This is a genomic window from Mesorhizobium sp. L2C066B000 (genome assembly GCF_000502335.1).
Lineage (GTDB): Bacteria > Pseudomonadota > Alphaproteobacteria > Rhizobiales > Rhizobiaceae > Mesorhizobium.
The window spans coordinates 48,171-60,145 of the sequence record NZ_AYWZ01000024.1 but is presented as its reverse complement, the minus strand read 5'-3'; the positions used below and the strand labels follow the sequence as shown (position 1 = coordinate 60,145).

General features: G+C 60.1%; 4 protein-coding genes and 4 pseudogenes. 5 read left to right on the top strand and 3 right to left on the bottom strand.

Features of this window, described 5'->3' with window-relative positions; translation table 11 throughout:
• Window positions 1–1,175, bottom strand: a pseudogene (locus X733_RS0136090) (hypothetical protein); the annotation flags it as partial.
• Window positions 1,176–2,316: 1,141 nt separating this feature from the next.
• Between X733_RS0136090 and X733_RS1000000169020 the strand changes: the two are divergent.
• The 5 genes and pseudogenes from X733_RS1000000169020 to X733_RS1000000169005 form a co-directional block, all read left to right on the top strand.
• A pseudogene (locus X733_RS1000000169020) lies at window positions 2,317–2,693 on the top strand (type IV secretory system conjugative DNA transfer family protein); the annotation flags it as partial.
• Between the two features lie 1,161 nt (window positions 2,694–3,854).
• Window positions 3,855–6,389, top strand: a complete 2,535-nt coding sequence (locus X733_RS137930) for a two-component system VirA-like sensor kinase (RefSeq protein ID WP_031194190.1) — start codon at window positions 3,855–3,857, stop codon at window positions 6,387–6,389.
• 933 nt (window positions 6,390–7,322) lie between these two features.
• The gene (locus X733_RS1000000171130; protein ID WP_023679698.1) at window positions 7,323–7,514 is read left to right on the top strand and encodes a hypothetical protein; all 192 of its coding nucleotides are present in this window, start codon (window positions 7,323–7,325) and stop codon (window positions 7,512–7,514) included.
• A gap of 192 nt (window positions 7,515–7,706) precedes the next feature.
• Window positions 7,707–8,140: pseudogene (locus X733_RS01000000166855) on the top strand (PfkB family carbohydrate kinase); the annotation flags it as partial.
• 127 nt (window positions 8,141–8,267) lie between these two features.
• Window positions 8,268–8,702: pseudogene (locus tag X733_RS1000000169005) on the top strand (transposase); the annotation flags it as partial.
• Between the two features lie 185 nt (window positions 8,703–8,887).
• On the opposite strand, the gene X733_RS1000000171360 reads toward X733_RS1000000169005, so the two are convergent.
• On the bottom strand, window positions 8,888–9,094 hold the full coding sequence (locus X733_RS1000000171360) for an isopentenyl transferase family protein (RefSeq protein ID WP_280790571.1): 207 nt from the start codon (window positions 9,092–9,094) through the stop codon (window positions 8,888–8,890).
• Between the two features lie 165 nt (window positions 9,095–9,259).
• Window positions 9,260–10,690: an oxygen-independent coproporphyrinogen III oxidase gene (hemN, locus tag X733_RS137935; protein WP_023820244.1), complete on the bottom strand. Its 1,431-nt coding sequence runs from the start codon at window positions 10,688–10,690 to the stop codon at window positions 9,260–9,262.
• Window positions 10,691–11,975: the final 1,285 nt, after the last annotated feature.

Below are 11,975 nucleotides of genomic sequence, written 5' to 3'. Positions count from 1 at the left end.
TCCCATGGCAATGCACCCACTTGATGGGTGGGGGCCTGCATCAGCACGCGAGCGCCTGAATTGCCGATCTCGCTCAGCTGCGGCTCAGTGGCAACGTCCTGCAGACGACTGTTCAGGGGCCTTTGCCTCTTCGCTGGTCTCAACTCCGCTGTATCATGCTCACGGTTGATGAGGACCTCCTCGCTTGATAGCTGGTTGCTCCTGTCCTGTGCAGCGATCCGCTCGTCCGGCGCGCGCTGGTCGCCGTCGCGCCAGATCAGGGGACGAAAGGACTCTGCGGGATCCGAGGCTTGGTGATGGTGCCCAGTTGGTACGAAAGACGATGGCAGAACAGCGGCGTCTTCATTAGCTTCCCCAGGGAGCTTCTCTGGCCGACCCAATGCCTTCTGCGGCCCGCTGTGCTGCGCAGCGGCGTCCCCAATGGCACGAGCCTCCATGCCGACTGCGTCTTCCGGACGAGCAGCAAGGGCAATTTCGCGCCCGAGTGCGGCGGACGGCAGGAACTTCCGGAGTTGAGCTAGTGCAATGATCCTCCGGTCACCACTGGAGTCCTTATAGCGCTTGGCATCTTCATCCAGCGACTCCTCGTGAAGCCGAGCCGCAATCCCCGGCTTGTTGTTTTCAACCAGGTATTCACTGAAACGTCTAAGAGTAGCTCCATAGTCGTGAATGGTTTGGCGATTCGGCCCGGTCGCAGGCGCTCCCTTGTGCTCTTTGATGAGAGCCGCTTTGTACTCTTTGATGAGCACGGCGTCGGCAGGGTCGGGATTCAGGACAGCGCGGCCCACCATTGGCACTCCGCCCGCCGACTCTCTGAGACGACGCAGTGCCACAGCCACAGTCGAGGAGCCACCACTGCTCTCGTACTCCTTGAGATCTTCATCCAGCGACTCCTCGTGAAGCCGAGCAGCAAATCCCGGCTTGTTATTTTTAAAGAGCCAACGACCAAAGCCGTAAAGAGAATTTACATGGCGCTTGACCGTTTCCTCCTTGGCCTTACCCGCGTAGAGTGACCTCAGCCGTTCGACAACGGTCGCATCGTTGGAATAAAGAGGACGCTTGCAGCCGCGACCGTCGGAGACCACTACTGGAGGATCTGGCTGCACCGCCGGCGGCACGGGGGAACGAGCATGGTCACGCAACTCGAACGGTGCGGAAGGATTCAGATCACCCACTGACGAATCCGGCGCATGATGATGGCGCGCCGTTGAGTGACCCGGCTGCAGCACCGAGGCACCTAGCATCGACCCACTGCCTCCGGCGTACGGCGCCGCGGCGTGTTCTTGTCCGCTCCCTTGCATCATGGGCTGCNCATCGACCCACTGCCTCCGGCGTACGGCGCCGCGGCGTGTTCTTGTCCGCTCCCTTGCATCATGGGCTGCGCTTCCCATGGGGCCGCGCCTTCGATGAGGCTCAGGTCTCCCTGAGACGGATGAGGATGGAACGGGTCTGGCAGAGCCGGAACGCCGGGGGCGGGAATTTGGGCAGCGGCTTGGCGCGCCTCGCCCGAGCGCTGCTCAAAGCCCTCTTGCCCGGCCTGTGCCGCTTGCTCTTGAGATGCCGGGGGCTGCACCTGCCGCCAACCTGTTACATTGGATAGGTCAAATTTGTGCCGGTTCACGCTAGCCTCACGTCCACAGATCAGCTGAGCAACCTACTCGGGCATACTTACGAGAAGCTGACGAGGTCCGCGGTCCCGGAGCGGGTAGGCCTAATTTTCTGCGCGCCGATTGCGCTGGCGCGACGTAGCCCGGCCTTTTGCCAGCTCGGCAGCTACGGCTCGCAAAGAGCGTCGTAAGGCTTGCGGAGCCGCCCCTCAGCTCCCGTCGAGGAGCAATCCACAATTCACATATTTGGAGATGGCTCGCTGGTTTACCGGTCTGCGAGCCCTGCAAGCCCATGCTTCAGATGCCGCCCGTGCAGAGGTATTTCATTTCGAGGTAGTCCTCGAGGCAATGGCGGGAACCCTGCGTCAGCGGGAGCGTCAGCTACATAGTCGATAACACGCGCTTTTTACCTCGGTCTCGGCTCGCAACGATGGATTGCTAACGGCGAACTCATGCTGGTCGGCAAGGCGATACTGGCTGGAGCATCAACTCGGCCGACGAGAGTGGCCACACCATCCTAGACAGGATCGGCCGATATGCCCGGCATCGCCGCTCTGCAAAAAGCACAGCGGGCATCCAGACGTTGCCGGGTTGACTATGGGTGTCCGAACCGCGAAAAGAGGCCGCTCTTTATGAGTGGCGTGCGCTTGCAGTCTAACCCCAAGCCCCCCGCCCGGGCTGCCGGCGCGCTTCTAGGAACATCGAGGTAGATGACGAGACTCCGAACTGCATTTCCAAAGCTATCGGTGGATTCACATTTCAAGCCCAATCGATTTCCTACAGCCAGGCGCGAACGTTCGATTGGAACATTCAGAATTCACATCAAGGTGCACCGCTATTGCGTCCCGAACAGGTTCGGCTGCTCGATGACGACTACGAGATTGTTCTCATCAAAGGTCTGCCACCATTAAAATTGAGGAAGGTGCGATATTTTCGGATCGCATTCTGAAACGCATCTTTGAAAGCCAGACAGGCGCCCTCCCGGAGCCGGCGCCCTTGACGGGAGCAGAGGAGGCGCTCTCCGCAGAATCTCAACTCGGTGACCCGCTGTGTGAATTGGCGCAGGACTTTGACGATACAGTTTGATGTGAGGCTAGTATGAACCCGCGAAATAGTAATCCATCCCGTGTAACAGCTTTGTCGCAGGTGCAGGACGCCGGCTTGGAAGAGGGGCAAGCGGTCCAGGCCCGGCGAGTGGGCTTTGAGCAGCACGTGTCCGAGGCGCTCCGGCCGCTGTTCGATGGNGGGCAAGCGGTCCAGGCCCGGCGAGTGGGCTTTGAGCAGCACGTGTCCGAGGCGCTCCGGCCGCTGTTCGATGGTCGAGCTGACGAGCCGCCAACCAATCCAGAGGAGCTTCTGCGACTGGAACAGGGGTTTCGCGAGGTGCTTCAGCGAGGGCAGGATCATCAAGCCGCCTCGTCTTTTTTCAGCAACCCAGGGATGCCCGATGGACGGGATGACCTCAACAGAAGCGTGTCGGAGGCTTTCGCAAGCTCTGGGACGCCGGAGTTCGGGCCGCCGCCCCCAGTCTTGGCTGCCAGCCGACAGCAGATCCGCCCTTCGCCGGATGAGCTTGACCATGCAACCACCTGCCACCCGAGTGAGTAGTCCCAACAATGAACATTCCACAGCGCTGTTGTGGCCAGCGGAGACGCAGAGGGCCCTGAATGCGCCGCAAGCCGTCGCCATTCAGCAGCAGCTGAGCGNCCGGCGAGTGGGCTTTGAGCAGCACGTGTCCGAGGCGCTCCGGCCGCTGTTCGATGGTCGAGCTGACGAGCCGCCTACCGGTCCAGAGGAGCTTCTGCGACTGGAAAAGGGGTTTCGCGAGGTGCTTCAGCGAGGGCAGGATCATCAAGCCGCCTCGTCTTTTTTCAGCGATCCAAGGATGCCCGCTGGACGGGATGACCCCAAGGGAAGCGTGTCGGACGCTTTCGCAGCAGCCGGCTCTAGGCACGCCGGAGTTGAGGCCGCCGCCCCGCCAGTGTTAGCTGCCAGCCAACAGCAGATCCGGCCCTCGCCAGTTGCGTTTGACCGACCGGTATCATCCTCGGCTGCTGCAGGCGTGCGCTTGTATGCCCCTTCGATGATCTCTCGGAAGACCAGTTCCGAAAACTGCGATCAGTTGCCCGCCTTGTGCTGCCGCCTCGCCGTCGAGGTCGAAACGCCCGCGAATCAATGGAAGGTCAGCGGGCCATGGGGGCAGAGTGCAACGGCGTCTACACCGCCTATTTGAGGGGAGAGGTACACTTGGCTTTCCTGTTCCAGCAGCATCCGGCCGCACACCGACGCGATGGGGAGCTAGAATTCAAATCGGACCTTCGCAAGGCACGCACCGCGGATCAAACGCCGTTCGTTTGGGAAAAATGGCTCAGTACCGACAAAGCTTCTGTAATGGCCCTAGTGGCCTCGGTCGCGCTCTTGGTCGCGATACAGTGGCAAGACCCCCAGATCAACGAGGCGGTCCTAAGCGAACTGCGGACGATTCAGATCAACTACGCATTGCTCCAGCGAGACGTCGCCCGCGCAGACATGGTATTGGACTTCCGTTCCGTTGCTTCTACCGGGCAAGCATTAAAAAGGAACCTTCAAAACTACCAACGCCTTGTTGAGATCTCGCCCAATGAGAGCTCCGGGGTGCACTCCAGGTTGGTTGCACAGCTCAAAAATTCCCTCGAAAACACAGAAGCTGCCATCTCGGCCTCGGCAGCGCAAAATGAGCTTCTGCAAAGCTCTCTGGTACGCTTTGCTCGCTCGGCTAATCGCCTTCGGGGGGGAGTGTCGAACAGGCCTGAATTTTCCAATCTGATCCTTCAATTTTCGGCCAGACCGGGATTCAGCCTCGCATTACAAATCGATCAGTCTCTCCGCCGACTTCCTCCTAGCCAGGACCAAGTCACGGAGGATGTTGCCCGCGAGGGCCGCGCTATCCTGTCCTCAATGTTGAGGTTGGACCGCGCTGTCAATCGGATCCCATCCTTCGACACGTTCGCCAAGGCTGCCGAATTGGAGCGAGAACATCTGAAAGCCTACAGCTTCGCCAGCGCGCAAGCGCAGCGTACACGACTTTTCTTTGGCTTGGTGTCCATATGCCTCTGCTTGTTTGCGACCATTCGAGCCTCCACGCTGCATGTGCGGACGAACCGGTTGGAAAGGCGGTTAGAGCTTGAAGCGGCGATGAGTGAGATCGAAGCTTGTTTCATCGACAGTCAAGCAACGAAGGCTTCGCGGCGCTTCTCCACCGAAGCAGCGCTTAGACTCATTCAATGCGTTTTCGATGCCGATCAATGCGCGCTTGCTCTGGTGGATCCGAGTATCAGCAGGAATACCGAGTACTTTGTCGCGAACAAGCGGATGCGCGTCTGGAACGCCACGCTAATCCATGAAGTCGTCTCACTTGTACACCCGGAACAGCCAGTGTTTCGCGTCGTTCCGGCGTCGGAAGTGGTTCGGACTGCCGTAGGCACTACCGGTGTTTGTCAAATTGTTGGTTGCAGGGCCTCCGATCAGCAGGCTGCGGTTTGTATCCTTGTTTTTGAAGGAGATCGCTCACCACCCTCCACAGACGACCTCCTGGTTCTGGCGAGCGCTACTGTGCGTTTAGGCAACCATCTTGAAATGCAACGTGTACACACGGAACGTAACCTTTTTGAGAGTCGATGGGAGCATGCGGAAAGGCTGACGGCTGTCGGCACAATCGCAAGCGGCGTTACACATGAATTCAATAATGTTCTAGGAGCAATAGTCGGCTACGCAGAGATGGCTAAAGGTCTTGTGCGCCGCCCCTCGAGAATTCGGGGCCACATCGGCCAAATTATCTTGGCCAGCAACCGAGCCAAGCTGATTATTGATCAAATTTTGTCACTAAGCCGAACTCGGAAGCGCGTGACGATGCCTTTCGACGTCTCGGAGAGTGTAATGGATCTCGCGCCATTGCTGCGGGTTACACTTCGTGCGGATGTTCAGTTGAACTTCAAGATCAACGAGTGGCAAACGGTGATCGAGGGCAGCCCGACCGAGATACAGCAAATCCTTATGAATCTATGCAAGAACGCGTCGGAGGCTCTCTTGAATGAGGGCCGTGTCGAGATTAGCGTTTCTCGCGCTCACGTCTGTCAAACGAAGCCCGTGGCTAAGGGCACCTTGAAACCGGGAGATTACGTTCTCCTCTCCATCAGCGACGATGGCCAAGGAATCGCAAGTTCGGTGCTTCCGCACATCTTTGAGCCCTTTTTTACCACGCGCTCTCGCGTCGGCGGGACCGGACTGGGTCTTGCTGCGGTGGACCGCCATGTGAGCGCGCTCGCAGGATGCCTTGACGTCACCTCGGCTGTTGGCCGAGGTACACGCTTCGATCTCTACTTACCGGCCTGCGCTGAGGAGCAGGTCAGAGCTGATAGCGCTTCCGGTCCATACGATGGATCACTTGGCAATGGAGAAATCATTGCAGTCGTGGAGTCCGATCCAGCAGCGTTGGAGATCTACAACGATAAGATCGCCGCGCTTGGTTATAAGCCTGTCGGCTTCGCGACCTTCGAAAGTCTTTGCGACTGGATCGAGAGCGGGAAGGCAGCCGACCTCCTAATTTTCGATCAAGCGACTTTCCTCGGGCCAGGACAGCCCGATGCCGTACGTACCACCCTGATGACGGTGCCCATCATCGTCGTTGGTGGAAGCGACCCCATGCCGATCACATCTGGTAATCAGACCTTCGTCCTTTGGCTAGCCAAACCGGTCTCGTCCAGGACGATGGAGCATGCAATCCGTAGGATGATAATGGCATGATGCCGCCGACGCGCTCAGGCTACCGAGCTACCGAGGCAATCGGAGGCGGAGCCGGCTGGAATCCAGCAAATACAAGAGCGTCGGACGATCTCTGCGCACCCGGCTCATGACGAGTTCCCCTCGAACACTGTCGTCGGCTTCCGCCCAAGGAAGGGCTCCCCGACCACAGCAAACCTGCCGCCGTGCTCGTGACCGTCAAGGACAAGTCGCCGCGCGATGGGGTCTGCGGGCCTCCATCCTTGACAAGTCACTGCGCGCTGGCGGCGACAGGCGACGGGTAATATAGGGTCGGGACGAGGAGATGGTCGCCAATCGGTCATGCAAGATGGTTGACGAAAAGCAAAGCTTGACAATCATCGCCCCATTCACGCCAGACTTCTCCTGTGCGCTCATCACTCGGCTACGGCTCCTCGCCTGCCCCGACAAGGCTATCGCCGCCCGGCCGGGCAAGCGATGTCCCAGGTTCCGACGTGTTCCTTTCATGCTTGATGGACCTAGGCCCCGGCAGGGCGGGAGCATGAGGCTGGGTTCTCGGTCGCGGATCTGTGAGGCAAGCACGGGGTAAGCGAAGGCTCGACCCACCATTGGGGAGGCCGGCTTCGGCACGGAGGTGCGGCCTCGGCGTTGAGAGGCATCGGATCGGGTGTAGCAGGACTTTCGAACTAACTGCCGACAACACACTGGATAGGCTGTTCTCGTCGTTCGGTCCAGTTCACCAACGCCTGTGTCGACATTTTACGGCGCTTCACTACTCAGCGCCGCGCCCGTGAGCGCCAGCGAGTGGTCGTCGGCGGGCTCGATGGCGCTATCAGGTCGGGGACTCGACCTCTATGATCATCACCGACTTAATTCAAATTTGTCTGTATATATTGACGATCGCACCACCTTCACCTCGTAAACGGCAATGCGGGCGGATGGAGAGGGTTCTATGATATGACAAGCGATTTTTCCGCCGCCCGAGGGCATTTAGATCGAGCGTATGACTACCTTTGTGGGGATGACCCGATGAGTCAAAGGGGCCGAGAAGCCTTGGATCTGCTAATTGAGGCGGTTGCCGTCGAAGAGTTCAAGCAGCCACGCCAAAGCGCGGAGGTGCTAAGGTTTCCGATCGGGCGCCGCTGCTGAGGTAATCTCCACGGCCGCCATGTAGCCTCAGGTGGCAGGGACTCGCCGCCCCGTGAGGGCCGGGAACGAACGCATTGGCAAAAGGAAAGCCCACTTGCCAGACCCGCGCCCGGCCGGCGTGGTAAGAAGGCCGGCGGGTTCCCAAGCGGAGACATTGACGCCGGACTATGACGTTCTTTGCATCGGCAATGCAGCGCCGGCAACACCGCCGCCGGCGTAGGCAGCTTCGGCGGGCGCGCCGCCTTCTTCGGCAGGTGTCGAACGACGCGCTCGGCGAGATCTACGCCCACGACATCCACGCCCAGGGCGTCGCCTTCGACACCGAACCGCTAGTGGGACAACCACCGACGGCATGCTCGATGATCTTCGTAACGCCCGATGGCGAGCGCTTATCTCGGCGCCTGCTTCGAACTCGGCCCGACGATGTCGAACCGGACAAGGCTTCGGGCACCAAGGTCACTTATTTCGAGGGCTATCTGGGGGACCCGCCGCGCGCGAAGCAAGCGATCCGGCAGACCGCGCGGCTGGCGCATGCCGCTGGGCGCGAAGTGTCGATGACGCTGTCGTATTCGTTTTGCGTCGACCCCTACCGCGACGAGTTCGTCGAGCTGATCCGCTCCGGCACGGCAGCAGCAGGTCGTCTGGATCGCCGGGACTATCCGGGTGAGTACGTCGGGGTAGTGTGCTGAGAGTTCTGCAAATTCGCTGAGAGGGGGCGGTCATGGCAGGCTGGTGATTGTTCACGTCACCNTGATCCCCGAAGCCGCCTGGCAACGCTGCTACGTGCACTTCCTCAGGAACGCGCTCGATCATCTGCCGAGGAAGCACGGCGACGACTGCCTGCAGGAATTGCGCTGGCTCTACGACCGGCGCGATCTCGCAGAGGCCAGGGCTGATCTTGCCGTATGGCTTGCCAAATGGTCGGCACGCTATCCGCGCCTGACAGGCTGGGCCGAGGATGCCATCGAACAAACCCTGACCTTCTTCAGGCTGCCGAGACAGCACCCAAGCATCTCAAATCCACCAACATGCTGGAGCGGCTCTCCGCCGGCGCACCTATGTCGTGCGCATCTTCCCCAACACCGAAAGCTGCCTGCGCCTGGTCAGGGCGTTGGCCGTCGAGACCAACAAAACTGGATGGAGGCCTACCTGCGCGAGCACAAGAAGCTCACTCTGCGCCAAGCCGCATCACCAGCATATGGCCGCCCCATTTTGCAGGACTTGACGCACACAACCCGCTTTGCTCTCTCTACAAAGGCATCGGAGTTGCCGAGCCGCAACCGCCTTACATGCCACTGAAAGCTCCAGCCCGATGCTGACTCGCGCCATGTGAATTAAGAAGGGAGATCGAGCCGGCTTCGAGTGAGCCCAGGCTAAGATCTAAGCTCATCCACGTGCATGATGAGCTTACGACGGGCAGTCACGGCGTGGATGTGCCCGCGGTCAGGAGGCGTATCCAAGTAAACCCGCTGGGTAGATTGCAGTTCGGGATCCGAGGCACGCCCGCTGCCCGTAGCGATTTGAGGACAGCATTGTACACGATCCAACGCAATGACCGGCCGTCCGGCCTCTCGTGCAATTTAAATTGAAACGTCTGTCTTGCCGCTGCAGGTCGGCCCGTAAATCAAATGGATTAGCATGTGTTTACCGCTTAGAAGCCCTTGTTTTCGAACTAACTGCCGACAACAAACTGGATAGGCTGTTCTCGTGGTTCGGTCCAGTTCACCAACGCCTATGTCGACATTTTACGGCGCTTCACTACTAACGGGCACCGCACGATGGCAGCTCGTTCTCTCCGGCAAAGATACTCCCTGTGTTAGCTTCCGTGTTGTGTGCTTGCCCTCACCTGCGGGATACGGAAGGCCATCCCTAAAAGCATCGAATGCGGCAGCGACAGCGCGAATCCCAAAGCGATGCTCCCGCCGTACGCGGACAAAACCGTTTTCGAAGTCCACTATTCCGTCCTTGGCCAGCATCGCCAAACGCTCATCTGAACCGCGAAGACGGATCAAATCAGATCCGTGGGCGACACAGATTGCCGGCACGTCAGCCTCGAAATCGCACATTAATCGCTCGATGATTGCGGCTCGCAGGCGGTCGTCGTCTGTGAGGCGATGGCCCTTCGATGTCGCCAGTCGGCCAGCTGCGATGTGCCGGATGTAGAAATCCCGTGTAACTTCGTTTTGAACGTACCCCTGGCCAAAGCGGCCGATAGCCGACGCGCCGAAACCGATCAGGGTTCTGCAGGTATCGGCAGAGTAGCCCAACGAGTTACGTCGCAGGCGACCTGTTTCCTGTGCCCTCGCGAGCTCGTCGTGCGGCAAGGCGAAATGGTCGAGCCCGATCTCTCGGTAGCCGGCGGCAACCAGCGTCACGGCGGCAGCCGCATGCTGTTCAGCGCGGGCAGCGCTGTGGGGAAGAAATTCCGCCTCGATGAGGCGCTGGTTCTTTATTTGGGATGGGATATGCGAGTAGCCGAACAAGGCAAGCCGGTCGGGGCGCATGGCGACCGCCGCCCTCGCCGTCTCGACGCACGACTCCACCGTTTGACGCGGCAGGCCGTAGATGAGGTCGAAGTTGATCCGGTTTACTCCATGCCGGCGCAGCATTTCCACGGCAGCCGACGTCTGGGCCTCGCTCTGGATTCGGTTGATCGCTTTTTGAACAATGGGATCGAAGCTCTGTACGCCCAGGCTCGCGCGGTTCACGCCGGCCGCTCCCAAGCCTTCCGCCATCTCGGGCGTGAGCGTGCGTGGATCGATCTCGATGGCGACCGTAGCTGTTTTCGAGATGGCGAAGCGGCATCGCAGGAACTCCATCAGAGAGAGGAACTCGGCTGGTCCGATGAGAGACGGCGTTCCGCCGCCGAAATGTATGTCGCTCACGGGCAGCGTCTTCGGCACTCGCTCACAAACCAGACGGATCTCGTCACGCAGCGCCGCCAGATAGTTGAGGATGGGCGCATCATGGCGGGTGATGGTGGTTGGGAAGCCGCAATACCAGCAGGCTGATCGGCAGAACGGAACGTGCAGATAGAGTGACACCGGATCCTCAGCCGGCAGGTTCCTGAGCCATGCCTCATAAGCCTCGGCGCCGACCGCCCCGGAGAACTCCGACACAGCCGGATAGATAGTGTACCAAGGCAGCCGGGCCTCTCGAAATTTCGTGGTCTGCAAAGGCACAATCCCATACTGATAACAACCAACCCTACCCACCGCGCCCCCCTGGGTCCTTGCGCTATGTCAGTCCGTTCCGTTTGGGCTCGAATCTAAATCTTTTTTAGCAATGGGCCACAGGCGCCGCTGCCCATCACTTCGCGCTACGGCACCCTGAACGACGTTTACGAGGCCCCGGACGCCGATGACTGGGAATCGACCAACTACGCCAATCTCGTCGGCTCGCCGGATGCGTCGACGCTGCGAGCGTCCGGCCGGCTCCGGGCCCTCAAGCGGCTCTTCGCGCCGACGCCGGGGGGGCAAGGACCTCCTTGACCAGGGCGCCAGCGTCGATTTGGTGTTGCCGGTGGCAAGCGTGACGGATCCGCTCTTCAATCGGATCCTGGGGGGACTGGCGCCCCTCAAAACCGGTGGCGCGGAACGAGCCCCGATCTGCATCTTGAAAGGCGCGTTTACCAGCCGATGGAGCGCCTCGACCGATCGCGTGCTCGACCGCTTTGAAGTCGCCTACACGNTCTTGAAAGGCGCGTTTCCCAGCCGATGGAGCGCCTCAACCGATCGCGTGCTCGACCGCTTTGAAGTCGCCTACACGCCCTCCCCGTATAATGCACCTGCAAACCGGCACGTGCTCGCACAGCTGAGTGACTTCAACAAGCTGAAGCTTGCGCTGGCGAGCGACGATCCCGAAGTCATCGCCCGCGCGCCCAAACTGAGCCGTTCCGGACGTGTCGTGACCTTCCTCACCTATCCCGATGCGGCGGGTGCCGATGCCTTCCGCGGGCTACCTGCCCGCCAGGGCGCCTTGGCTGGTCGCAGCGCCTCCTCCGAGCGGGCGGTTCTTTGGCTATTTCCTGTCGCATTCTTCACACAGGACGCCCGCGGCGAGGAGCGCGACGCCGAGACGGAGCGGCTGGCGAGCGAAACGCTGCGCTTCATAAATTACCTGACCCCGCAATTGGCTTGGACGCTCGACGGATACCTGCAACATCAATACACGCAGCGCTACCCGTTGACGGCCCCGACGGTGATGTTGCCGCTTGCAACCGATATCCAAACCCCTGCCACAGCTGCGCTGTGGGACGACCATGGCAGCGAACTGCCGCTGATGGGCTGGCGGTTCTATCTCTCGCCTGCGCGCTTCGAACTTGGTTTCTTGCGGCAATACCTCAAGAAGGCTCTGGCGCCGGCTGACAATGGCGAGGCAAGGCCAACCGCGCTCCGCTCCATTTGTGAGCCGCTGGCGGACCTGATTTTGGCCGTGGACCGCGGCAGCGCCGAACTGGTG